Consider the following 24,385-nt stretch of genomic DNA (forward strand, 5'->3'; position numbering starts at 1 on the left):
TGACTCTGGTCGATTGACTATTGTCGTTACTACACGGCGCCTCAAGAGGCGCTGTGTATTAGAGGATGTATCGAATTCCTAGCAAGATCGCTGCCGCGAAAATGCCTGCAATAACGTCATCTAGCATAATTCCCAGCCCGCCAGAGAGACTGTGATCAGCCTCGCGGATCGGCCAGGGCTTCCAGATATCGAACAGCCGGAACAAAGCGAACCCGGCCACCACCCAGTACGTCTTGGCCGGCACCGTCAACATCGTGACGGCGAAGCCGGTGATCTCATCCCAGACGATACCAGGATGATCGTGCACGCCGAGCCGCTTCGCGCTCTCGCCGCACACGTAGATACCGAAGATAGCGGCCAGGATGGCGAAAGCTAGATGCACGGCGAATCCAAACTGCATCACAAAAAGCACGATTGGGATGGCGATCAAGGTCCCAAACGTGCCCGGCGCCCACGGACTCAGCCCGCTGCCGAAGCCAAATGCGAAAAGATGCACGGGGTCGCGCATCAGAGCCGGCTGGGCTGACCATTTCATGCCGCGTGCCCTCAGTCGCCGGCCGCGAAATGATCGTAGCCCGCGCGCTTGATCCTGAACGGCTGGCCGTTCCGCAAGCACACCACCTCCGTATCGACCGTAATGACGCCAATTTGCGTCACCCGTTGCTGAAGCTGCAGCGTGCTCAACACCGTGGCCGCCCGTTCGGCCGGCAAAGTAAACAGCAGCTCATAGTCGTCGCCACCGGCGAGCGCGTACTGCAATCCATCGTCTGCTTCGAACAACTCGCGCATGGCCGCGGACTCAGGCAACAGGTCGACATTCAGCTGCGCTCCTACCCCACTCGCAGCACAAAGTTTCTTCAGGTCGGTCAGCAGGCCATCGGAAACATCCATGGCCGCCGTTGCTACGGTTCGCAACTGCCGGCCCAATTCGATTCGGGGGCGCGGTCGAAGGAAACGATGAGTGAGAAAGGCCCCGGGCTCGCCGCCCAGAATGTGTCGCTGAATCACCGCCAGGCCGGCAGCCGCCTCCCCGGGGATTCCTGAAACAAACAACAGGTCGCCGGGCTTCGCCCCCGACCGCGTGAGCCACGCGTCGGATTCGACCCAGCCGGCGACTTGCACAGTGATCACCAACGGTCCGCGCACGGTGTCGCCGCCAACCAGCGCGACGTTGTATTCATCCGCCAGCTCGAACAACCCGGTCGCGAAACCGTTGAGCCACTGTTCATTCGCACGCGGCAGCGACAAAGACAGTGTCATCCAGGCAGGCTCGGCCCCCATCGCGGCGAGATCGCTCAGGTTCACGGCGAGCGCGCGATAACCAACATCGGCTGCATCGCTGTCGGCCAGAAAATGAACGCCCTCGACGATGGTGTCCATCGCAACCACGAGCTTGCGGCCCGCGTGCGTGTCGAGCACGGCCGCATCGTCACCGACACCGAGCAATACGTCGCCTCGCCCGCTGCTGCGGGCAAAGTAACGAGCGATGATGTCGAATTCTCCGAGGCTCATGAGCAGAGAGTAGCCTCAGTTCGAAGCGGCTGCTATTGCCGTTCGGCGGCGCGAATCTCGCGGGCGGCGCGGTCCAGGACGGCGTTGATGTACTTGTGCGCGTCGGTGGCGCCGAAGCGCTTGCACAGGTCGACGCCCTCGTTGATCACCACCCGATAGGGAACATCCAGACGGCGCTGCAGCTCGTACATGCCGATCATCAGGATCGCGGCTTCGACCGGGTCGAGCTGCTCCAGCGGACGATCGACGAACGGCTTCAACGCGGTCGTGATCTCTTCATGCCGCGCAATGACCTGGGTGAGAAGCTCGACGAAATGATCCTCATCGACGCCCGCCGAATCCTCGCTCTCCAGATATTGCTGCTTGATCTCGACGGCGTCCTGCTGCGTCAGCTGCCATTGATACAGCGCCTGCATCGCCAGCTTGCGGGCGAGCGAACGCGCGCGAGAGCCGGTGCCACGGGCGATTTGTTTGGGAGCCTCGTCAGTCATCAAGCTTCGATCTTGCGCAACAGATTGGCGAGCTCGATCGCGGTCACGGCCGCGTCGCTACCCTTGTTACCTGCCTTGGTTCCAGCGCGCTCCACGGCCTGCTCGATCGTGTCGGTGGTGAGCACGCCGAACGAGACGGGAATGCCGGTGTCGTTTGCCACCCGGGCGAGACCGCCGGCGCATTCACCTGCGACATAATCGAAGTGCGCGGTGGCGCCCTTGATCACGGCGCCGAGCGCGATGATGGCGTCATAGCGCTTGCTCAGTGCGAGCTTGCGGGCGACGACCGGCAGGTCGAACGCACCCGGCGCGCGCACGATCTCGATCTGCTTGTCGCTGGCGCCATGGCGACGCAGCGAGTCGACCGCGCCCTTCACCAGCTGATCGACGATGAACTCGTTGAAGCGCGACGCCAGGATGGCAAAGCGCAGCTCGCGACATTGCAGGTCGCCTTCGAGGGTCTTGATGGAATCCATGGAATACACGCGGGCAGCGCCGGAGATGGGGGGCGAAGTATACGGAAATAGGCCTCTCGGGCCTAGGATGCACTAAGCCCCTCTTCCCCTACTGACGCCCGCGGCTGGCCTCAGCCGTGGACGTACTCGACCACTTCCAGGTCGAAGCCCGACAAGCCCTGCATTTGCTTCGGCGCCGACAGCACCCGCATCCGGCTCACGCCCAGATCGCGCAGGATCTGGGCGCCAATGCCGTAGGTTCGCAGCACTTCGGGGCCGACACGGCGCGGCGTATTGGCCGCATCCGTGTGGTTGATGGCCTGCACGGCATCCATCAGATCGCGAGCCGTTTCCTCGGGCCGCAGGATCACGATCACGCCATTGCCTTCCTTGGCGACGCGGGCCATGGCCGAGCGCAACGGCCAGCCCAGTGCCGGATCGTGGATGCCGACCACATCGCCCAACGTGTTCTTCAAATGCACGCGGACCAGCGGCGGCTTGGCATTGGACAGCTCGCCTGCCACCAGCGCCAGATGCACCGTGCGATTCACGTGATCTTCGTAGCAGTACATGCGGAACGCACCGAACTCGGTCTGCACCTGCTGCTCGGAGATGCGCTCCACCGAACGTTCCTTTTCCAGGCGGTAGCGGATCAAGTCGGCGATGGTGCCGATCTTCAGATTGTGCTGTTGGGCAAACTTTTCCAGATCCGGACGGCGCGCCATGGTGCCGTCGTCGTTCAAGATCTCGACGATCGCGGCCGCCGGCTCGAGGCCGGCCAGGCGCGTCAGATCGCAGCCCGCTTCGGTGTGACCGGCACGCGTGAGCACGCCGCCAAGCTGCGCCATGATCGGAAAGATATGACCGGGCTGACGCAGATCTTCCGGCTTCGCCTCCTTACGCACGGCCGCGCGAATCGTGGCCGCCCTATCGTGCGCCGAAATGCCGGTGGTCACGCCTTCGGCCGCTTCGATGGACAACGTGAAGTTGGTGCGATGATCGATGTGGGTCTCGCTCACCATCAGCGGCAGACGCAGTTGTTTGCAGCGTTCGCGAGTCAGCGTGAGACAGATCAGGCCGCGCGCGTAGCGCACCATGAAATTCACATCTTCGGGCCGGACGAACTCGCCCGCCATGACCAGGTCGCCCTCGTTCTCGCGGTCCTCATCGTCCATGATGATGACCATCTTGCCGGCACGGATGTCGGCCAGGATCTCATCGATTGAATTCAGCTTCATGCGAGTCTCAAGCGTTCAGTCGTTCGAGGTAGCGCGCGATGATATCCACTTCGAGATTCACGCGCGTGCCGGCGCGGTACTCGTTCAACGTGGTGACTTCGAGCGTATGGGGAATCAGGTTGACGGAGAATTTCGCGCCGTCGACGTCGTTCACCGTGAGGCTGACGCCGTCGATGCAAACGGAGCCTTTGCGGGCGATGTAACGAGCGAGCTGCTGCGGCACTTCGAACTGCACGCGGATCGAGCGCGCGTCGTTGACTCGTTCGGTGACGCTGGCGATGCCGTCGACATGGCCCGTCACGTAATGACCGCCGAGCGGCTGGCCGGCGCACAGCGCCTTTTCCAGATTGAGCTTCTGGCCGGCGCGCCATTGGCCGAGCGTCGTCACGTTCAATGTTTCCAACGAGGCGTCCGCGGCAAACGCATCGCCTTCGATGTGCGTCACGGTCAGACAGCAACCGCTGCAGCTGATGCTATCGCCGATGGCGACGGATTTCAGATCCAGGCCGGGCGCGCCGATGAGCAATTCAACATCTCCGCCCCGCGACGTGACGGCGCGTACTTCGCCAACAGATTGAACGATGCCGGTAAACATGAGCAATAATTAATGAATATTGGCTGCGCTGACAGACTGAACCATTCCGGTAAACATTTCGAGCCGCCGCCGATAAAGAATGACTATGGCGCCTCGGGGCGCCGGCGCAGCGTCAAACGCACATCGTCGCCGACCCGGTCGACCGAATGCATTGTATATCGTTGCGCCTGCTCCAGCGTCTGTAGTGCCGGCAGATCTGCCATGGCGCGCGCATCCGGCCCGAGCAGCACGGGTGCGACGTAGGCGATTATCTCGTCGGCCAGGCCGAGCTGCAGAATTCGCCCGACCAGCGTCGGCCCGGCCTCGACCAGCACGTCGTTGCACATACGGCGCCCGAGCTCGGCCAGCACGAAATCGAGGTCGATGCGGCCGTCGGCGTCCAGCTCGGCGGCGACGATTTCCGCTCCGGCCTGCCGCAGTTCGTGCGCGACAGAAGCAGCGTTCGCCGGCCGCGATCCTGCTTTGCCCGCGACCGATGCTGAAACATCGCTTAATGGGGCGCCGCTGAAAATCAGCGTTTCACCCGTCAGCTTCAACATCGCCGCCGTCGCTGGCATGCGCAACTTGCTGTCCAGAACGACTCGCAGCGGCTGGCGGCCGAGCATGTCGATCGACGGATCTCTAACGTTCAACTGCGGATCATCGGCCAGCACCGTCTCGATGCCGGTCATCACCGCACTCATGCGCGAGCGCAGACGCTGCACATCGGCGCGTGCCGCAGTGCCGGTGATCCATTTGCTCTGACCGTTCGCGAGCGCGATGCCCCCATCGAGGCTGATCGCGGATTTCACAATCAGGCGCGGCCGGCCCGTGATCATGCGTTTCTCGAACCCCAGGTTTAGCTCGCGCGCAGCATCGGCAAGCAAGCCGACCTGCACCTCGATGCCGGCTGCTTGCAACTGACGCACGCCGTCGCCACTCACTTTCGGATTCGCATCGAGCACACCGATGACAACACGCCGCACACCGGCGCCAATCAACGCATCCGTGCACGGCGGCGTACGCCCCTGATACGAATGCGGCTCGAGCGTGACATACACCGTCGCGCCTTTCGTCTCGGCGCCGGCCGCCTGCAACGCCAAAGGTTCGGCGTGCGGCTCGCCCCACTTGCGATGCCAGCCCTCGCCGACGATGCGTTCGCCTTGGGTGACGATACAACCGACGCTGGGATTGGGCGGGGTCGTGTGACGGCCGAGCGCCGCGAGCTCGATCGCCCGCTGCATCGTCCGTTCGTCGAAAGATGAAAACACGGCTATTTCTTCTTGGCTTCGCCGCCCGCCCACAGCGGCAGCTGCCCTTCGGTATCGCGAACGCGAGCACGCATGCGCTCGATCTCTTCGCGAAACGCATCCACGTCCTGAAAGCTGCGATACACGGAAGCAAACCGCACGTACGCGACTTCATCCAGCGAGTGCAGCTCTTCCATCGCCATCTCGCCGATCTGTCGCGCGGCCACTTCACGCTCGCCGAGCGCACGCAGCTTGTGACAGATGTGCACGACGGCGGCGTCCAGCGCCTCGCTCGACACCGGCCGCTTTTCCAGCGCCTTGAGCAAGCTGTTGCGCAGCTTCTGCTCATCGAACGGCGCGCGGCTGCCGTCGCTCTTGATGATGCGAGGCATGACCAGCTCGGCGGTCTCGAAGGTCGTGAAGCGCTCGCCGCACTTCAAACATTCGCGGCGGCGGCGAATCTGCTGTCCTTCGCCCGCCAGCCGCGAATCGATGACCTTTGTTTCTTCGTGATTACAAAACGGACAATGCATATGCTGCCGAAGAAACCGCCGGGCTGTCCTTTGTCACTTCGACTGCGCGTACACCGGGAACTTGCGGCAGATCTCTTCCACCTTCGCCCGGGTCCGGTTGACGGCGGCCTCGCTGCCATTCTCGTCGAGGATGTCGGCGATCCAGTTCGCCACTTCGGTCACTTCCGCTTCCTTGAAGCCGCGAGTGGTCGACGCCGGCGTGCCGATGCGCAGACCGCTGGTGACGAACGGCGAGCGCGGATCGTTCGGCACGGCGTTCTTGTTCACGGTGATGTGAGCACGGCCCAGCGCCGCGTCCGCGTCCTTACCCGTGATGTCACGCCCGATCAGATCCAGCAGGAACAAATGATTGTCCGTGCCGCCCGACACGACCTTGTAGTTGCGCTTGATGAAAGCAGCCGCCATGGCGCGCGCGTTGGCGACGACCTGCTTCTGGTAGGTCGCAAACTCGGGCTGCAATGCTTCGAGCAGCGCCACCGCCTTGGCGGCGATCACGTGCATCAACGGGCCGCCCTGCGTGCCCGGGAACACCAGCGAGTTGAGCTTCTTCTGAACCTCTTCGTTTTCGCGAGCGAGGATCAAACCGCCGCGCGGACCGCGCAGCGTCTTGTGCGTCGTCGTGGTCGTTACGTCGGCGATGCCCACCGGGCTCGGATACACACCCGCCGCCACCAGGCCCGCGACGTGAGCCATGTCGACGAGGAAATAAGCGCCGACGCCGTCGGCGATCTTGCGGAAGCGCGACCAATCGATGACGCGCGAGTAAGCGGAGAAGCCGGCGATAACCAGGCGCGGACGATGTTCCTGCGCCAGACGCTCGACCTGGTCGTAGTCGATTTCACCGGTCGCGGGATTCAGACCGTACTGCACGGCCTTGAACAGCTTGCCCGAGAAATTGACCTTGGCGCCGTGCGTGAGATGGCCGCCATGATCCAGGCTCATGCCGAGGATGGTGTCGCCCGGGTTGATCAGCGCCAGATAGGCGGCGGCATTGGCCTGCGAGCCGGAATGCGGCTGCACGTTGGCATAAGCGGCGCCGAACAGTTTCTTGGCGCGATCGATGGCCAGCTGCTCGGCCACGTCCACATGCTCGCAACCGCCGTAATAGCGCTTGCCCGGATACCCTTCGGCGTACTTGTTCGTGAGCACCGAGCCTTGCGCCTCGAGGACGCGGGGGCTGGCGTAATTCTCGGACGCGATCAGCTCGATATGGGCTTCCTGGCGGGCACGCTCGGCGTCGAGCGCGGCCTGCAACTCCGGGTCGAAACCGGCGATGTTGGCGTTGGCGGGGAACATGGATACCTCGGCAGTGGGGGCGCCGATTGTACGGGAAAGCCCAGAATAAGAGGCCCTCAATCGCCGTATGGCTCGGAACGGAGCTGCAGGCCATATCTCGGTCCGAGCCGTACGGCGATTGAGGGCCTCCGGAACTCAGGAGGCTTCCCGATGGGCCGTTTCCAGCTGCTCTTCGTTGTCCAGGAAGGATTCGACGACCCGGGTCCAGGCCCGGGCCAGATTGCGGCGGTTATAGCCCCCGCCGCCCATGGCGACGACACGGCCATGGCCGAGCTGGTCGGCGATGGCGCACAACCGGGCCGCGGCGTGCGCATGGGCCGCTTCGCTGAAGCGCAGATGGGTAATCGGATCCCCGGCCAGGCTGTCCGCGCCGCATTGGAGCAGGATGAATTCGGGCCGGCCGGCGAGCAGATACTCTTCGACGCGCGCCCAGGCCTGGTGATATTCGTCGTCGTCCGCGCCGGGCGGCAACGGCAGATTGAGCTTGGTGCCGCGAGCCTGCCCCGCCCCGGTCTCGTTCGCATGGCCGGTGCCGGGATAAAGATACCGGCCGTCTTCGTGCAGGTCCGCGAACAGCAGATCCGGATCGTCCTCGAACGCATAAAACACGCCGTCGCCATGGTGAGCGTCGATATCCACGTAGGCGATGCGCTGGAGCTGGTGGCGCTGTCGCAGGTAGTGAACGGCCACGCCGCAGTCGTTGAAAACGCAGAAACCCGCGGCCCGCTCGGGCGCCGCGTGGTGCAGACCGGCGATGGGAATGAACGCCCGCCGCGCTTTGCCGGTCATGACGGCCTCGACCGCCGTCAGCGTGCCGCCGACAACACTGCTGGCAGCTTCGTAAACCCCGCGGAATGCGGGGGTGTCGCCCGCGTCCAGATACCCATGACCGGTCGCCGAGCGCTCACGCACCAGGTCGACATAGGCCGGAGCATGAAACCATTCGAGCTCTTCGCGGGTGGCAGGCCGAGCGCTGGCCCGCAGGACCCGGCCATCCATGCCGCAGTTATGCAGCTCTCGCATGAACGCTTCGTGCCGGTCGGTTCCGAACGGGTGGCCGTCGCCGAAACCATAGCGGGCGATTTCGTCGCCCGAGACGAGCAGAACGCTGCGGCTGGCCTCAGTCACGGCGAAACTCCCCCGAGCAAACATCGAATCCACACAAAGACTACGGAAGCCGCACTCTACCCGGAACGTCGCAACGATAGCCATAGGCGCCGGTCGGCGATATCGATGTCATTTTAGGCTCAGTTTTCTCGCAGTGCCGCCGCCACTGGCAAACGAGCTGCACGCATCCCCGGCAAGAGTCCGCCCACCAGACCGATCGCAGCGGCCAACGCGATGCCGAGCACCACCAGCGCCGGCTCGATGACCAGCGAATACACCAGCTGAGGATTGTTGCCGACGGTATCGCCAATGGTGCTGATCGTCCGTCCATCGAATCCAACATAAACGATCGTCACGCCGATGAGCGCTCCGAGCTGGGCCAGCAGCACCGCCTCCACCAGGATCGAAACGACGATCGCAACGCCGCTGAAGCCGATGGCGCGCAGAGTGGCGATCTCCACGCTCCGTGCTCGAACTGCAAAGTGCATCGTGTTCAGCGCACCGAACGTGGCGCCGATCGTCATGATGAATCCGATACCGTACGCAACCAGCTTGAGGATGCGATTCAGCGGCTGCGACAAAGAGGAGAAATATTCATCTTCCCGCCAGACATCGACGACCAGCTGCGGATTCTGCAGCAGCGAATCCTTGAACGGCAGGAAGGAACGTTCCGATGACAGCTGAACCGTCACGCTGTTGAACGCGTTGCGTCGGTAGGCGGACAGCAATGCGCCGCTGTCTGCAAAGAGCTCCGACTCGCGAGAATCGGCGCCGCTGCTGAACACACCGACGACGGTCCAGTCGCCATCGCTCAATCTCACCCGATCTCCCAGGTTCAGGCCAGCGAACTGCCGCTGCGCCGACCGGCCAACGATCAATTCGCGCAACCCGGCCTGAAACATTCTGCCCTCTTCGAGCCGAATCTCGCGCCGGATCCCGAATGCTTCCGCCCCGACGCCGCGAATCGTGACAAACGCGTCCGAGCCGTCCGCCTGCTTGGTCAGCAGCGCCATCGCGAGCAGCTCTGCCGATACGAGCGGCTTACCCGCTGCATTCATTGCAACGCCCGGCGCGCTCGCGATCGAAATCAGGCTTTCACGGGACACCGTGCTCGCCGACTCCGAGGGCGCGCCCCTCGTCAACACGATGGCGCGATCCGTCCGACCCGTGTTGGCGATTGTCTGTCTGAAGCCGCTGGCGACCGCGAGCGCCGCCAGCAGCACGCCAACGACTCCTGCAATGCCGATGACGACGACCAGCGAATTGCCGATGCGCTCGGGAAGCGTGCGCAGATTCAGCAAAGTCACCGCCGCGATCTGGGTCGCAATCCTCATGCCTGGCCCTCAACGCCGGTCCAACGCATCGACTACGCTCGAGCGCCAGATACTCCAGGCCGGCACCACCGCGCTTACCAGCGCCAGCAGGCCTGCGACGAATATTCCATTGGCGATGACCCGCCACGAGAACTCGACGACACCGATCACCTCCTCCAGCAACGGCGCGGCCGCCAGCGCAATGCCCAATCCGAGCATCGCCGCCAGTACGCACAACGTCAGCGCCTCCGCGAGCACCAGCAATAAGATCCCTCCATCCGAAGATCCCAGCGCTTTCAGGACTCCGAATTCCGGAGTGCGCTCGCGCACCGACTGCCGCATGGTATTGCCCGTCACGAACAACAGCGTGAACAGCACCGAGCCGACCACTGCATTGGTGAGAAATCGGATATCCCCGATCTGCTTCAGACGCGATTGCGCGATCTCCTTCTCCGAGCGGGTGCGGGTCTGGTGCGAAGAATTGGCGAACAGACCGTCGATGGCCAGGGCGGTCCGGGCGGACCGGTTTGGATCCGCGATCCTGATCAGGAAGCGCTCCGCCGTACCGATCTCCGAGGTGCGCTCGGCGTCGAAGTAATCGTAGTTGATGACGGAGAGATAGGCCTTGCCGGGGTTGTCCGAGACATCGAACGTGCCGACCAGATCGAACGTCCAAGACCGACTGCCATCGCGCTTGGGCAGGCTCGTCTGCAACGGGATCTTGTCCCCGATCTTCCAGCCGTAGTAGCTCTGTAACGCCGGCGTCGCCAGCATGCCGGTGCGAGTCGCCAACAGTGCGTTCATCTGCTCCGTGGCGACGGCCAGACGCGGTCGTATTGAAAACCACTTGGCAGCGTCGGCCGCGATGACGGCGACGGTGTTCTTCGGTTGCTGGTACCAGCCGATCAGCGTGGCTCGCTGGGTGGCCAGCACCACGCCAGGCAGTTCCTCGATCTCTCTCAATGCCGCGACCGGCATGGCGGGACCGCCGGGCACCCGGCTATCTGTAATCAACGTATCCAGCTGTTGATCCACCACAGCCTTGTCGAATCCTGCATTCAGGCCCTGCAGGCTGCCAAACAAGACGAACGCGGCTACGATCGACAGCAGTGTGAACACGGTGCGCGCGGGGCGATGCCACAACGCCGTCCAGACCAGCGGCAGAAACTTCATACAGTCCACTTTGAATTATCTGCATTCCCTACGAATGAAGCTCACTGCTTCGGCGGCTTGGTTCTGCGGATCGCGGCCTGCATCAGCACGATGGCGGTGATGGGCGCGGTGAACACCACGAACAATGTGATCAACAGTTCATGAATGACCGGCCGCTGCGCCACCGCTGAAGCGATGAGCATCGATGCCACGAGCACGCAGCCCACGCCGAGCGTGTTGCCCATCGAAACGCTGTGGATGCGCATGAAAAAGTTCGGCAGCCGCAGCAGCCCGATGGAGCCCACCAGCGTCAGCAGCCCGCCGACGATGAGCAGCAGCGTGGCCGGCAGCGCAATCCAGGCAGGGATATCCGGCATCATGGCTCGATCACCTCGCCTCGATAAAGAAACATCGCCAGCGACGCCGATCCGACGAAGCCGAACAGCGCAATCAGCATGGCGACCTCGAAGTGCACGAACGACGTCCAGCGCACGCCGAACAGCAGCAGCGTCAACATGCCGTTGATATAGAGCGTGTCGAGCGCGAGCACCCGATCCTGCGCGGTCGGGCCTCGCATCATCGCGATGGCGGCGTTCACCATCGCCAGGGCGAAACACAACTGCGCAAACCACACCGACGCGTGCAGTACGGCGTTCATTCGAAGATCTCCCGGAGCGGTCCCTCGTAGCGGTGTTTGATCGTGCGGATCCAGGCCTCCGGATCCTGCAGATCCAACACGTGCAACCTCAGCACCGATGAATCGTCCGCCAATCCCGACCAGACCGTGCCTGGCGTGGCCGTGACGATCATGGCCAGCACGGCCAGGCCGTGCGGATCGCGCATGTCCAGAGGAATGTCGAGGAAGCCGCTTCTCACTTCGCGGCCGTGAGTGAGTCCGAGCACGATACGGCCGACCGCGATGTTCGATTTGACGATGTCCACCAGCACTTTGAACAGCAGGCCGAACCCGACGTGCACGCGACGAAAACGCGGCGTGACCGGTCGCAGGTTCTGGAAGCTGAGCACCATGCCGAAGCCCAACACCAGACCCAGCGCGACATTGCCCCAACTCAGTGACTCGGTGAGCACCAGCCACAACACCGCGAGTCCCAGCGGCAACAGCACGGGAATGCGCTTCACGGCGACACCTCCCTGGTCGGCAGAACCGCGTGAATATAAGCGTTCGGCTCGTGCAGCCACTCCGCCGCGGAGTCGAGATAGTTCATCACCGGGCCCGCGGCGATCGTCATCGTCACGCACAGCAGGATCAGGAAAGCGACCGGCACGGCTTCGATGAAACGCAGTCGCGGCGTGGTACGTCCCGTCGACCAGAAGCTACGCATGCCGCGCTTGGTCAACGCGATCAGCCCCGCGAACCCTGCCGCCAACAAAGAAACAATCAACAGCCACGCATCCAGGGAAGATTGATCCATGGCCGCGCCGAGCAGCGCCGAGATCATCGAGAACTTGGCCATGAAGCCCACTAGCGGCGGCAGGCCGGTCGTGAGAATGGTGCAACTGACGAAGGCCATGCCCAGAAACGCCAGCGCCGCCGGAATCGCGACGCCGACCTCGTCATACTCGTTGTCACCGACTTCATGAGGCTCACCCGCCATGAAGGCCGTGTAAGTCGTCGGCTGTGGCGCCATGTTCTCTTCGGTGACCGAATTGACACGCAGCCGCTCGGTCATGCCGGCGATGAGAAAGAACGCCGTGCCCGCGGGCACCGACGCAATCAGATACAACAGCACCGGCGCGGTCGCCGAGGTGACGCCGAGCGCGATGACGGCCAGCAACGTGCCGGAAGAAACGATCACCGAAAACGACACCAACCGAGTCAGCTGTCGCGCCGCGAGCATGCCGACGATGCCGAACCACATCGTCGCCACCGTTCCATAGAACAACCACGGACCGGCAAATGGCGCCGGCGCCTCGGGGATCGCCAGCAACGAGCCCATGCGTAACAGGGCATAAACGCCGACCTTGGTCATGATCGCGAACATGGCCGCAACCGGCGGACTGGCCGCGGTGTACGTCTTCGGCAGCCAGAAGTTGAGCGGCCAGATGCCGGCCTTGATCAAGAAGGCGATGCCGAGGATGCCGACGCCGGCTTCGAACAAGCTGCGATGCTCCGGCGCCATCGCGGCCCATTGCACGCCCAGATCGGCCATGTTCAACGTGCCAGCGACGCCGTAGATCAGCGCCACGCCGATCAGGAATATCAGCGAGCCCGCCAGGTTCACCGCGACATAGTGCAGGCCGGCCTTCACGCGCACCGCGTTCGAGCCGTGCAACAGCAGGCCGTAAGAAGCCGACAACAGGATCTCGAAGAACACGAACAGGTTGAACAGATCGCCGGTGAGGAACGCGCCGTTCAGTCCCATCAACAGGAACTGCAGCATCGAGTGGTAGTGCACCCCGACGCGATCCCAATGCGCCAGCGAATACACGTGTACGGGCAGCGCGATCGCGGCGTTCAGCGCCAGCATCAACGCCGATAATCGATCGACGACCAGCACGATGCCGTACGGCGCGACCCACCCGCCCAGCACGTACACCTCGACACCGTGCTCGAGCAGCCCGGGCTGTGGAACGATCAGCCGATACAGCAGGTACGCGGCAATCGCCACTTGGGCAATCGTACTCAGCAATGCAACCGACGACCGCAACACCGTGCGCCCCTGCGGCAGGAACAACAGCAGCGCGCCGCTCACGAGCGGCAGCACGATCGGCAATACCGGCAGATGTCGTAACAGCGTGCTCACTCGTCCTTCTCCACGCCGTCGACATGATCGGTTCCGGTGAAGCCGCGCGACGCGATCAACATCACCAGGAACAACGCCGTGGTCGCAAACCCGATCACGATGGCGGTCAACACCAGCGCCTGCGGGATGGGATCGTCGAACATGGACGCATCGGGCACGACGTTGGGATCGATCAGCGGCGGCCGGTCCAGCGTCAGCCGGCCCATCGCGAAAATGAACAGGTTGGTCGCGTAGGACAGCAGCGCGAGGCCGAGAATCACCTGGAAGGTACGCGGCCGCAGTAACAGCCACACGCCGCAAGCACAGAAAATTCCAACCGCGAGGGAATAGATCAACTCCATCAGCGAACCATCCTCACGCTGGTCATCTCCTCGGCTTCCGCCGGCCGTCGATGACTGCGCAGCGACTGGTGCGCCAACGCAATCAACATCAGCGTCGTGGTGCCCACGACCAGCAAATAAACGCCGAGATCGAACACCAGCACGCTCGACAGGTGCAGCTTGCCCAGCAACGGCAGCTTCGGCTCCCAAACGATCGCGGACATGAAAGGCAGCGACGCGAACCAGGCCAGGCAGCCCGCGCCCGCCGCGCACAGCAAGCCTCCGGCAATCCAGTATTGGGGATGAATGCGCAGGCGCGATTCGACCCACAGCGTGCCGTTAACCAGGTACTGCGCGATGAATCCCGTTGCCATCACCAGGCCGCCGACGAAACCGCCGCCCGGCGCGTTGTGACCTCGTAACAGAAAGAACACCGAGACCACGCCGGCCATCGGCAACAACAGCCGTCCAATGATGGCCGGCACCAGCATCACTCCCTTCGGCACCGGATCGCGCGGGTCGGGCAGCTCACGGGCGGGATCGCGCTTCTGCGCTGACGAAGTCATGACTTCAGGCGCCGGGCGGAATCGACGCAGCAGTTTGTAAATCGTGAGCGCGACGATGCCGAGCACGGTGATCTCGCCAAATGTATCGAAGCCGCGGAAGTCGACCAGGATGACGTTGACGATGTTGTGCCCGCCTCCGCCCGGCAGCGCGTTCTTCACGATGAAATCCCGGATGCCGGGCCCGGCAGGTTGAGTGAGCACAACGTAAGCGAGCATCGCCATGCCGAGGCCGGCGACGATCGCGAGCGTGGCATCGCGAACGCGACGAACGCGCGCGCGCATCGTATCGCGGTTCCTCAGTTCCATCGCCAACCGTTTCGGCATCCAGCGCAGCCCGAGCAGCAGCAATACCGTCGTCACGACCTCCACGCTCACTTGCGTCAGCGCCAGATCGGGCGCGGAGAACCAGGCGAATGTGAGCGATGTGACCAGGCCGGCGCAGCCGACCATGATCAACGCCGCGAGCCGATGAAACTTCGCCTGCAATGCCGCGCCGATGGCGCAAGCGGCACCCACCACCCACAACAAGGCAAAGGCCGGATCGATTTGCGCCAGCTCGGTCATCAGATCGACTTTCAATTGCCCCAGCGTCGCAACCGAAGCAGCCGCGATGACGGCGACGACGATCAACGCCAACTGCGTCTGCAAGCGTGTGGAGGAGATACCGTTCACCAACCGGGTCGCGCCGCGGGTCAGTCGGACCTGCAAGATCGAGAATGCGCGCTTGCCGTCGAACCGCCGGAACAGCGGCGTCAACACGCCCTCGGGATGACCGAGACGCGTCAGCCACGCGTGAATCGCCAGGCCACCGATGAATGCCGCCGCGCTCATCAGCAACGGCATGTTCAGGCCGTGCCAGACCTTGAGGCTGTACACCGGCATGCGCTCGCCGTTGAGAATGGCTCGGGTCGCAAGATCCAGCACCGGACCGATCGTTCGTCCCGGCAGCATGCCGACCAGCAAACACAGCAGCACGAGCGTCGCGCTCGGCAGCAGCATCCATCGCGTCGGCTCATGCGGCGTGCGCGGCAACTCCCCGGGCGCAGTTCCAAAGAACACCTGACGAATGAAACGCGCCGAGTACGCGACGCTGAACATGCCGGCCAGAATCGCGGTCGCCGGCAACAGGATGCGCAGCCACAAAGCTTCGCCCGCAAAGATGGTTTCGGCGAAGAACATCTCCTTCGACAGGAACCCGTTCAACAGCGGCACACCGGCCATGGCGGCAGCGGCGACCATGGCCAGCGTCGCGGTGATCGGCATCGCGTGATACAGCCCGCCGAGGCGCTTCAAATCGCGCGTGCCAGTCTCGTGATCCACGATGCCCGCCGCCATGAACAACGACGCCTTGAAGGTCGCGTGATTGAGCATGTGGAACACCGCCGCCACCAGCGCGAGCGTGCTGTTCATGCCGAGCAGCAGGGTGATGAGCCCCAGATGACTGATGGTGGAATACGCCAGCACGCCCTTCATGTCGCGCTGGAAAGTCGCGGCGTACGCACCGACCAGCAGCGATGCCAGGCCGGCACTGCAGACGATCGCAAACCAAAGATCCGTGCCCGACAATATCGGCCACAGTCGCGCCAGCAGGAACACGCCGGCTTTGACCATCGTCGCCGAATGCAGGTACGACGAGACCGGCGTCGGCGCAGCCATCGCGCGAGGCAACCAGAAGTGGAACGGAAACTGCGCGCTCTTGGTGAAGGCGCCGAGCAGCACCAGCGTCAGCAACCATGGATAGAGCGCATGCGCCCGGATCGTATCCGCCGCGGCGAGCACACGATCCAAGTCGTAGCTGCCCGCGATGTGCCCCATCATCAGCACGCCGGCGAGCAAACACATGCCACCGGCCGCAGTCACGGTCAGCGCCATGCGCGCCCCGGCCCTCGCGTCGGTGCGGTGATACCAGTAAGCAATCAGCACGAACGAGGTGAAGCTGGTCAGCTCCCAGAACATCACCAGCTGGATCAGGTTGCCCGACAGCACCACGCCGAGCATCGAGCCCATGAACGCCAGCAGGAACGAGAAAAAGCGCGGCACCGGATCGGCCGGCGACATGTAGTAGCGCGCATACACGACCACCAGCGCGCCGATCACGGTCACCAGCATGGCGAACATCCATGCGTAACCGTCGAGGCGCAGCCCGAAGGTCAGGCCATATTGAGGCAGCCAGTCGACGGCGACCTGCACCACCCGGCCGGCGGCCATGTCTGGATAGTACGTAGCCAGGATGCCCGCGCAGGAAAGCGCGACCACGCCGGCAAGCCATGCTTCCACATTACGGGCGGTGGCCCGCAGAAGTCCTGCGCCGAGCGCGCCGACAAACGGTAAGAGAAGTACGAGGTAGAGCGTCATCGGGCCCAATGCTGCACGACTCGGCCCGATGTCGGTAGTATCATTCCGCCCCCTTGCGGGTTTTCCGCGCCCCTGAAGACCGAGCCTGCAGAGAGCTTATGGCCCAATTCATCTACACCATGAACCGCGTCTCGAAGGTGGTGCCGCCCAAGCGCATCATCCTGCGGGACATCTCCCTGTCATTTTTTCCGGGCGCCAAGATCGGCGTGCTCGGCTTGAACGGCTCCGGCAAATCCTCGCTCCTGCGCATCATGGCCGGCGAGGACAAGGAGATCGACGGCGAGGCGCGCCCGCAGCCCGGCATCAAGATCGGCTTCTTGAAGCAGGAGCCGGGGCTGGATCCGAACAAGGACGTGCGCGGCAACGTGCTCGAAGGCGTCGGCGACGTGCAGTCGCTGATCGACCGCTTCAACGCGGTCAGCGACAAGTTCGCCGATCCCGACCTGGATCCCGACGAAATGAACAAGCTGCTCGAAGAGCAGGCCAAGCTGCAGGACGCCATCGACGCCAAAGGCGGCTGGGAGCTGGAGCGCACGCTCGAAGTCGCTGCCGACGCCCTGCGCCTGCCGCCCTGGGACGCGGATGTGACCAAGATCTCCGGCGGCGAGCGCCGTCGCGTCGCGCTGTGCCGCCTGCTGCTGTCGAAGCCCGACATGCTGCTGCTCGATGAGCCCACCAACCATCTCGACGCCGAATCGGTCGCCTGGCTGGAACGTTTTCTCGAACAGTATCCGGGCACCGTCATCGCGGTGACCCACGATCGTTACTTCCTCGACAACGCCGCCGGCTGGATCCTGGAGCTGGACCGCGGCCACGGCATTCCCTGGCAGGGCAACTATTCCTCGTGGCTCGACCAGAAGGAAAAGCGTCTGGCCGTGGAAGAGAAGCAGCAGGAAGGTTTGCGCAAGACCCTGGAACGCGAACTGGAGTGGGTGCGCTCGAATCCGAAGGCGCGTCAGGCCAAGAGCAAGGCCCGCATGCAGCGCTTCGAGGAACTGTCCTCGCAGGAATTCCAGAAGCGCAACGAAACCAACGAAATCTATATTCCGCCCGGCCCGCGCCTGGGCGAGTTGGTGATCGAAGCGAAGAACGTCAAGAAGAGCTTCGGCGACCGCGTGCTGTTCGACAACCTGAGCTTCAACCTGCCCGCCGGCGGCATCGTCGGCGTGATCGGCCCGAACGGCGCCGGTAAGACCACCCTGTTCCGCATGATCACCGGCCAGGAGAAACCGGATAGCGGCGAGATCCGAATCGGTCCGTCGGTGCAGCTGGCTTACGTCGATCAATCGCGCCAGTCGCTGACCGACAGCAACACGGTGTGGCAGGAGATCTCGGGCGGCCTCGACATGATCAAGGTCGGCAACTACGAAACCGCGTCGCGCGGCTACGTCGGTCGCTTCAACTTCCGCGGCACTCAGCAACAGCAGTTGATCGGCGAGCTGTCGGGCGGCGAACGCAATCGCGTGCATCTGGCGAAGGTGCTCAAGAGCGGCGGCAATGTCCTGATGCTCGACGAGCCCACCAACGACCTGGACGTGGAAACATTGCGCGCGCTCGAAGAAGCGCTGCTGGGCTTCCCGGGCTGCGCCATCGTGATCTCGCACGATCGCTGGTTCCTGGACCGCATCGCCACGCACATCCTGGCCTTCGAAGGCAACTCCGAAGTGGTCTGGTTCGAAGGCAATTACGCGGAATACGTCGAAGACTTCAAACGTCGTAAAGGCGATGATGCGGACCGCCCGCATCGCATCCGCTACAAGAAGCTCGACGCGTAGGAGTGACCCACGATGGCGCAGACAAGGACGGCTAAAGCGTGATCTCGAACGCAGTCATTCTGGTCATCGCCATCTTCGGACTGTTGCTGCTGATACTCGCGTGTCAGCGGCTGTTCCGCGCCCGCTTCCTCGCCGCTGGCGGCAGCGCCTTCACCGGAGCGCTGCTGCTCGCCATCGCCGCTTTGTTGTTCGTCGTGTCCTCGAATCTGCACACGTACGCTCGTTTGACGTTCGAGCGTCCGGTTGCGGAAATCGTGTTCCAACAGCGCGCACCGCAGTCGTTCAACGCCACGCTCACGCAAGTGCCGAACGGCGAGATCCAGATGTTTGTTCTAGCCGGCGACGAATGGCAGCTCGACGCGCGCGTGCTGAAGTGGAAAGGCTGGGCGAACTTGTTCGGCCTCGACGCGCAGTATCGTTTGGAGCGCGTCAGCGGCCGTTATCGCGACATCACACAGGAACGCACGGCGGAGCGAACGGTGTATCCGCTCGCCGAAAACCCCGGCCTGGATTTGTGGCAGATCACGCTCGACAAGCCCGGTCGCCTGCCCTTCGTGGATGCCGTCTACGGCAACGCTGCTTATATGCCGATGTCCGACGGCGCCCGTTACGAGATTTCGATCACCCAGACGGGCTTGATCGCCCGTCCGGTGAACGCAGCGGCTCAGCAAGCCGCTGGCAGCTGGCAATAAACTTCCCTAGTGGAACAGTTTTCCGATTACCGAGCTCAGATCGCCCTGTGACGGCAGCTTGCCGTCGGGAGTGAGCTTGTCGATGACTTGCGGCAACATGCCCGCGAGCTCGTTGGACGCATCCGATTCGCTGAGCCCGGCGCGTGCGCCCAAGTCGGCGACATTGCCCGATCCGAGCACCTGCTTCACTTGATCGCCAGTGATGGGCAGGTTCTGGCCGGTGCCGACCCAGGACTGCAACACGTTGTCGAGTCCGGCGCCGTGAAAGCCTTTGGTGATGTTGCTCAGCGCGCCAGGCGAGCCGAGCATGCCGATCACTTGTTGCAACAGGCCTGTGTTCGCGCCACCGCGCACATCACCGCCTTGGGCTCCGGCCTGTCCTTGCCCGAGCATGCCACCGACCGCGCCGCTGATTTGATCCAGCAATCCCATGGCGAACCCTCCGGGTAGTCAAAGAGGGTCGGACTATATGCTCCCGGTGCGAGCTGCCCGCATCCGCAGATGGTGCATCAACCCACCCACACGCGAGCGTTCCGGAAGATGCGCATCCACGGGCTGTCTTCGCTCCAGCCATCCGGGTGCCACGAATTCTGGAACGTGCGATACACACGCTCCGGATGCGGCATCAGCAATGTCACACGGCCGTCCGGCGTCGTGATGCCGGTGAGACCGCGAGGCGAGCCGTTCGGATTCGCCGGATAACGTTCGGTCGCATTGCCTTGATTATCGACGAAGCGCAGCGACATGAGATTCGCGCCGATCAGCGCGTCGATATTGCCGCGACCTGCGAAGTCCGCATAACCCTCGCCGTGCGCGACGGCGATCGGCATGCGCGAGCCTTCCATGCCGGCGAAGAACAGCGACGGCGATTTGACCACCTCGACCAGCGACAGGCGGCCTTCGAATTGTTCGGAGCGATTGCGCACGAACTTGGGCCAATGCTCCGTGCCCGGAATCACTTCGCGCAGCGCCGCCATCATCTGACAGCCGTTGCAAACACCGAGCGAGAATGTTTCCGACCGATGGAAGAACTTCGTGAACGAATCGCGCAGCTGCGAGTGGAACAGAATGGACTTCGCCCAACCCTCGCCGGCGCCGAGCACGTCGCCGTACGAGAAGCCGCCGCAGATGACCATGCCGAGGAAATCGTTCAGATCGAAGCGACCCGCGACCAGGTCGGTCATGTGGACGTCGAACGGCGAGAAGCCGGCGCGATGGAACGCAGCCGCCATCTCGACGTGGCTGTTCACGCCCTGCTCGCGCAGGATCGCAACTTTCGGCCGCGCACCCTTCGAAATGAACGGCGCGGCGATGTCCTGATTCAGATCGAAGCTGAGCTTGACGTTCAACCCAGGGTTGTTCGGATCGGTGACCGTCTCGAACTGCTCCTGCGCACCGCGCGGGTTATCGCGAAGCTGCGTCATGCGGAAGCTGGTTTCCGACCACGCACGATGCAGATCGGTGCGCGACTCATCCAACAGCGACTCGCCGCCGGAGCGAATGCGCAGACGATCTTCTTTCGTCACCTTGCCGATGACGCGGCTCATGGTCGCGAGACCGTGACGATCCAGCACGCCCAGCACGGACTTCACGTCGCTGGAACGAACTTGCAGCACCGCGCCCAGCTCTTCGCTGAAGGCCGCCGCCACGCAGTCGCGCACGTCGGGGCCCAGATCGACGTCCACGCCGCAGTGACCGGCAAAGGCCATTTCTGCGAGCGTTGCAAACAAGCCGCCGTCAGATCGGTCGTGATACGCAACGATCGACCCCGCAGCGCGCAGCTCGACGATCGCCGCGAAGAAATTCGCCAGCACCTTCGGATCGTCGCAGTCCGGCGCTTCGTGACCGAGCTTGCCGAACACCTGCGCCAGACACGAGCCGCCGAGGCGATCGCGCCCCGCGCCCAGATCGATCGACACCAGCGCGCTGTCGATCTCCGGCCGCAGCTGCGGCGTGAGCGTGCGGCTGACATCGCGCACCGGCGCGAATGCCGAAACAATCAACGACAGGGGCGCGACCATCCGGCGAGGACCTTGTTCGCCCTGCCAGGTCGTCTTCATCGACAGCGAATCCTTGCCGACCGGAATGGTGATTCCCAACGCCGGGCAGAACTCTTCGCCGACCGCCTTCACCGTCGCATACAGATCCGCATCTTCGCCGGGCTCGCCGCAAGCGGCCATCCAGTTCGCGGACAGACGCACCTGATCGAGCGCGGCAACGTCGGCAGCAGCAATGTTTGTAACGGCCTCGCCGACCGCCATGCGACCCGACGCGGGAGCATTCAGCAGTGCGAGCGGCGTGCGCTCGCCCATCGACATCGCCTCGCCGGTCGCCGACGTGTAATCGCTGATCGTCACGGCAACGTCGCTGACCGGCACCTGCCAGGGGCCGACCATCGGATCGCGGCTGATCAAGCCGCCCACGGTCCGATCACCGATCGTGATGAGGAAGGTTTTGTCCGCAATGGCAGGGAAACGCAGCAGCCGATACGCCGCGTCGCGCACATCAAGGTTCGCGCTGCTGAAGTCATCGCTCAGCGCCGGCACTTGCTTCACATCGCGCGTCATCTTCGGCGGCTTGCCGAGCATGACGTTGAGCGGCAGATCCACCGGCGGATCTTTGAGCAACGGATCGCCGACCTTCAGCCAGCCATCGTCGGTAATGTCGCCGACCACCGAGAACGGGCAGCGCTCGCGCTCGCACAGCTCGGCGAAACGTTTCACATCCTTGGCGTCGATCAGCAGCACGTAGCGCTCTTGCGCTTCGTTACACCAGATCTCGACCGGCGACATGCCCGGCTCGACCGACGGCACGGTGCGCAGGTCGATGCGACCGCCGCGACCTTCGCTGTGGGCGATCGACTCGGGGATTGCGTTGGATATACCGCCCGCGCCGACATCGTGAATCAGCAGGATGGGATTGTCCTTGCCCATCGCCCAGCACTGGTCGATGACTTCCTGCGCGCGACGCTGGATTTCCGGGTTGCCTCGCTGCACGGACGCGAAGTCCAGATCTTCCGTACTCGCACCGCTGCCCACCGACGAAGCGGCGCCGCCGCCCAGACCGATGAGCATCGCCGGACCGCCGAGCACGACGATCTTCGCGCCCGGCGGAATCTCCGACTTCTCGACGTGCATGCGACGGACGTTGCCGACGCCGCCCGCGATCATGATGGGCTTGTGATAGCCACGCAGCGTTGCTCGCGAGCCGGACTTGTCGGCAGCGGCTTCGAGCTCGAACGTGCGGAAGTAACCGAGAATGTTGGGTCGGCCGAACTCGTTGTTGAAGGCAGCCGCGCCGAGCGGGCCTTCGACCATGATGTCGAGCGCCGAGGCAATGCGGCCCGGCTTGCCGAAATCTTTTTCCCAAGGCTGTTCGAAGCCGGGAATGCGCAAGTGGGAAACGGAGAATCCCGCCAGGCCCGCTTTCGGCTTGCCGCCGCGACCGGTCGCGCCTTCGTCGCGAATCTCACCGCCCGAGCCCGTCGCCGCGCCGGGGAATGGCGAGATCGCGGTCGGATGATTGTGAGTCTCCACCTTCATCAGGATGTCGATCGGCTCATCGTTGAACGCGTAGGCGTGCCGATTCACGTCGGCGAACCAGCGTCGGCCGACGGGACCTTCGATCACCGCCGCGTTGTCGCGATAGGCGGAGAGCACGCCGCGCGAGTTCTTCGCGAAGGTGTTCTTGATCATGGCGAACAGCGACTTGGGCTGACGCTCGCCGTCGATGATCCAGTCGGCGTTGAAGATCTTGTGCCGGCAGTGCTCGGAATTGGCCTGCGCGAACATCATCAACTCGACGTCGGTGGGATCACGGTTCAACTTCTTGAAGTTGTCGGCGAGATAGTCGATCTCGTCCGCCGACAAGGCCAGGCCGAGCGATTCGTTCGCTTCGACCAGCGCGTCACGGCCGCGGGCCAGCAGCGGCACCGTGTTCAAGCGGCGCGGCGACTGATGATCGAACAACTGGGCCGCGTCGTCATAGGAGAACACGGCCGCTTCGGTCATCCGGTCGTGAAGCGCCGGCGCCATGGCCTCGAGATCGGCCTTCGACAGCGGCTGCGAGCCGCGCACGAAATAAGCGATGCCGCGTTCGATGCGCTCGACGGCCTCCAATCCGCAGACCTGCGCGATATCGGTAGCCTTGCTCGACCAGGGTGAAATCGTGCCCGGACGTGGGATGACGACGATCAGTTGATCGGTCGCAGCCGGCGCCGCGCCCGGCTGGGTCGAGCCGTACGTCAGCAGCGCCTCCAGGACGCGTCGCTCTTCAGCGCTAAGTTCGCGCCGCGCTTGAACAAAGTGCGTAAAGCGCGTGGTCAGCGACGCGACGGCTGGGACTCGCGAACGAAGGGCGGCAAGCAGGCGAGCGGAACGGAAATCGGACAGTGCAGGCGCGCCAGACAGTGTCAGCATGCGGTGCGGAGGGGGCAGCGGAACGGGCGCGAATCATACCGGAAACGCCGCCCAATTTCCGGAGGCCGTACGGCGCGGACAGCTCCGTTCCGAGCCGTACGGCGATTGAGGGCCTCTTACTCCGGCCGCCGAAATCGGACTGCTTACTTCTTGTCGCCCGGCGTGTACACGGGCATCGGGAACGGAGTGACGTTCGAGCCCTCGAAATTGCTGATCTTGCTCACGCCCTGCTGTCGCACTTCGTCGATGCGCAGCACCGAATGCATGGGCAAATAGGTGCGTTTTACGCCCTCGAATTCGGCTTTCACCTTTTCTTCCGTAGGATCGACCACTACGGCCGAACGCTCGCCGAAGACCAGCTCTTCGACCTCCACGAAGCCGAACAACGAGCCATGGCTGACCTTGCGGGCGTAGATCTCGTAGACCTTGCCCTGGTTGACAAACACGACCTTGAAAATGTGACTGGCTGCCATCTTGCTATCGGGCCTCGTTGGTAGGCTGCGGGTCCAGGCTATGTAACATTACTGCTCACATACCTGACGCCACGCGATCGCTACCGCGTAAGCAATTTCC

23 protein-coding genes are annotated in these 24,385 nt (G+C 63.4%); 2 read left to right on the top strand and 21 right to left on the bottom strand.

Annotated elements, in window-relative coordinates:
• Positions 1 to 58: 58 nt before the first annotated feature.
• The 18 genes from GYH35_RS28490 to GYH35_RS28575 all read right to left on the bottom strand — a co-directional run bounded on the left by GYH35_RS28490 (position 59) and on the right by GYH35_RS28575 (position 16,927).
• Positions 59 to 535, bottom strand: coding sequence for a phosphatidylglycerophosphatase A family protein (locus GYH35_RS28490; RefSeq protein WP_161811469.1), 477 nt, complete (start codon positions 533 to 535; stop codon positions 59 to 61).
• Positions 536 to 546: 11 nt separating this feature from the next.
• Entirely contained in the window at positions 547 to 1,512 is a 966-nt protein-coding gene (gene thiL, locus GYH35_RS28495) for a thiamine-phosphate kinase (RefSeq protein ID WP_161811468.1), read from the bottom strand.
• Between the two features lie 32 nt (positions 1,513 to 1,544).
• A complete protein-coding gene (nusB, locus tag GYH35_RS28500) occupies positions 1,545 to 2,003 on the bottom strand; it encodes a transcription antitermination factor NusB (protein WP_161830212.1) in 459 nt (152 codons plus the stop codon).
• On the bottom strand, positions 2,003 to 2,479 hold the full coding sequence (gene ribH, locus GYH35_RS28505) for a 6,7-dimethyl-8-ribityllumazine synthase (protein ID WP_129642925.1): 477 nt from the start codon (positions 2,477 to 2,479) through the stop codon (positions 2,003 to 2,005). Before ribH ends, nusB begins: the two co-directional genes overlap by 1 nt.
• Positions 2,480 to 2,589: 110 nt before the next feature.
• Positions 2,590 to 3,696 (bottom strand): bifunctional 3,4-dihydroxy-2-butanone-4-phosphate synthase/GTP cyclohydrolase II, encoded by a 1,107-nt coding sequence (gene ribBA / locus GYH35_RS28510; protein ID WP_161811466.1) that lies wholly within the window; start codon positions 3,694 to 3,696, stop codon positions 2,590 to 2,592.
• Between the two features lie 7 nt (positions 3,697 to 3,703).
• Positions 3,704 to 4,291 (bottom strand): riboflavin synthase, encoded by a 588-nt coding sequence (locus GYH35_RS28515; protein ID WP_161811465.1) that lies wholly within the window; start codon positions 4,289 to 4,291, stop codon positions 3,704 to 3,706.
• A gap of 83 nt (positions 4,292 to 4,374) precedes the next feature.
• Complete coding sequence (gene ribD, locus GYH35_RS28520) at positions 4,375 to 5,541, bottom strand: bifunctional diaminohydroxyphosphoribosylaminopyrimidine deaminase/5-amino-6-(5-phosphoribosylamino)uracil reductase RibD (protein ID WP_202624814.1); 1,167 nt, start codon at positions 5,539 to 5,541, stop codon at positions 4,375 to 4,377.
• A gap of 2 nt (positions 5,542 to 5,543) precedes the next feature.
• Positions 5,544 to 6,053 (bottom strand): transcriptional regulator NrdR, encoded by a 510-nt coding sequence (gene nrdR, locus GYH35_RS28525; RefSeq protein ID WP_161811464.1) that lies wholly within the window; start codon positions 6,051 to 6,053, stop codon positions 5,544 to 5,546.
• A 33-nt stretch (positions 6,054 to 6,086) separates the two neighbouring features.
• The gene (gene glyA / locus GYH35_RS28530) at positions 6,087 to 7,349 is read right to left on the bottom strand and encodes a serine hydroxymethyltransferase (RefSeq protein ID WP_161811463.1); all 1,263 of its coding nucleotides are present in this window, start codon (positions 7,347 to 7,349) and stop codon (positions 6,087 to 6,089) included.
• 135 nt (positions 7,350 to 7,484) lie between these two features.
• A complete protein-coding gene (locus GYH35_RS28535) occupies positions 7,485 to 8,477 on the bottom strand; it encodes an acetoin utilization protein AcuC (protein ID WP_202624816.1) in 993 nt (330 codons plus the stop codon).
• A 119-nt stretch (positions 8,478 to 8,596) separates the two neighbouring features.
• The gene (locus tag GYH35_RS28540) at positions 8,597 to 9,790 is read right to left on the bottom strand and encodes an ABC transporter permease (protein WP_235936877.1); all 1,194 of its coding nucleotides are present in this window, start codon (positions 9,788 to 9,790) and stop codon (positions 8,597 to 8,599) included.
• Positions 9,791 to 9,799: 9 nt separating this feature from the next.
• Positions 9,800 to 10,942 carry an ABC transporter permease gene (locus GYH35_RS28545; protein WP_161811462.1) on the bottom strand — a complete coding sequence of 381 codons (1,143 nt, stop codon included), beginning with the start codon at positions 10,940 to 10,942 and terminating at the stop codon, positions 9,800 to 9,802.
• Positions 10,943 to 10,983: 41 nt separating this feature from the next.
• On the bottom strand, positions 10,984 to 11,301 hold the full coding sequence (gene mnhG, locus GYH35_RS28550; RefSeq protein WP_161811461.1) for a monovalent cation/H(+) antiporter subunit G: 318 nt from the start codon (positions 11,299 to 11,301) through the stop codon (positions 10,984 to 10,986).
• The gene (locus GYH35_RS28555) at positions 11,298 to 11,579 is read right to left on the bottom strand and encodes a K+/H+ antiporter subunit F (RefSeq protein WP_161811460.1); all 282 of its coding nucleotides are present in this window, start codon (positions 11,577 to 11,579) and stop codon (positions 11,298 to 11,300) included. The genes mnhG and GYH35_RS28555 overlap by 4 nt, the downstream gene beginning before the upstream one ends.
• On the bottom strand, positions 11,576 to 12,061 hold the full coding sequence (locus GYH35_RS28560) for a Na+/H+ antiporter subunit E (RefSeq protein WP_161811459.1): 486 nt from the start codon (positions 12,059 to 12,061) through the stop codon (positions 11,576 to 11,578). Before GYH35_RS28560 ends, GYH35_RS28555 begins: the two co-directional genes overlap by 4 nt.
• Positions 12,058 to 13,686, bottom strand: coding sequence for a monovalent cation/H+ antiporter subunit D (locus tag GYH35_RS28565; protein ID WP_161811458.1), 1,629 nt, complete (start codon positions 13,684 to 13,686; stop codon positions 12,058 to 12,060). The genes GYH35_RS28560 and GYH35_RS28565 overlap by 4 nt, the downstream gene beginning before the upstream one ends.
• A complete protein-coding gene (locus GYH35_RS28570; RefSeq protein ID WP_161811457.1) occupies positions 13,683 to 14,027 on the bottom strand; it encodes a Na+/H+ antiporter subunit C in 345 nt (114 codons plus the stop codon). The genes GYH35_RS28565 and GYH35_RS28570 overlap by 4 nt, the downstream gene beginning before the upstream one ends.
• The gene (locus tag GYH35_RS28575; protein ID WP_161830213.1) at positions 14,027 to 16,927 is read right to left on the bottom strand and encodes a monovalent cation/H+ antiporter subunit A; all 2,901 of its coding nucleotides are present in this window, start codon (positions 16,925 to 16,927) and stop codon (positions 14,027 to 14,029) included. The genes GYH35_RS28570 and GYH35_RS28575 overlap by 1 nt, the downstream gene beginning before the upstream one ends.
• Before the next feature lie 98 nt (positions 16,928 to 17,025).
• Here GYH35_RS28575 and ettA point away from each other — a divergent pair, with 98 nt between their 5' ends.
• Positions 17,026 to 18,702 carry an energy-dependent translational throttle protein EttA gene (gene ettA, locus GYH35_RS28580; RefSeq protein WP_161830214.1) on the top strand — a complete coding sequence of 559 codons (1,677 nt, stop codon included), beginning with the start codon at positions 17,026 to 17,028 and terminating at the stop codon, positions 18,700 to 18,702.
• Between the two features lie 38 nt (positions 18,703 to 18,740).
• Positions 18,741 to 19,394, top strand: a complete 654-nt coding sequence (locus GYH35_RS28585; RefSeq protein WP_161811455.1) for a hypothetical protein — start codon at positions 18,741 to 18,743, stop codon at positions 19,392 to 19,394.
• 6 nt (positions 19,395 to 19,400) lie between these two features.
• Here the strand turns inward: GYH35_RS28585 and GYH35_RS28590 are convergent, their stop codons facing one another.
• From GYH35_RS28590 to GYH35_RS28600, 3 genes are all read right to left on the bottom strand, one after another.
• Positions 19,401 to 19,826 carry a YidB family protein gene (locus GYH35_RS28590; protein WP_161830215.1) on the bottom strand — a complete coding sequence of 142 codons (426 nt, stop codon included), beginning with the start codon at positions 19,824 to 19,826 and terminating at the stop codon, positions 19,401 to 19,403.
• 77 nt (positions 19,827 to 19,903) lie between these two features.
• Positions 19,904 to 23,812 (bottom strand): phosphoribosylformylglycinamidine synthase, encoded by a 3,909-nt coding sequence (gene purL / locus GYH35_RS28595; protein ID WP_161830216.1) that lies wholly within the window; start codon positions 23,810 to 23,812, stop codon positions 19,904 to 19,906.
• A gap of 143 nt (positions 23,813 to 23,955) precedes the next feature.
• The gene (locus GYH35_RS28600; RefSeq protein WP_129642909.1) at positions 23,956 to 24,285 is read right to left on the bottom strand and encodes a DUF1820 family protein; all 330 of its coding nucleotides are present in this window, start codon (positions 24,283 to 24,285) and stop codon (positions 23,956 to 23,958) included.
• Positions 24,286 to 24,385 lie beyond the last annotated feature (100 nt).

This window comes from Steroidobacter agaridevorans (assembly GCF_009932555.1).
Classification (GTDB): domain Bacteria; phylum Pseudomonadota; class Gammaproteobacteria; order Steroidobacterales; family Steroidobacteraceae; genus Steroidobacter; species Steroidobacter agaridevorans.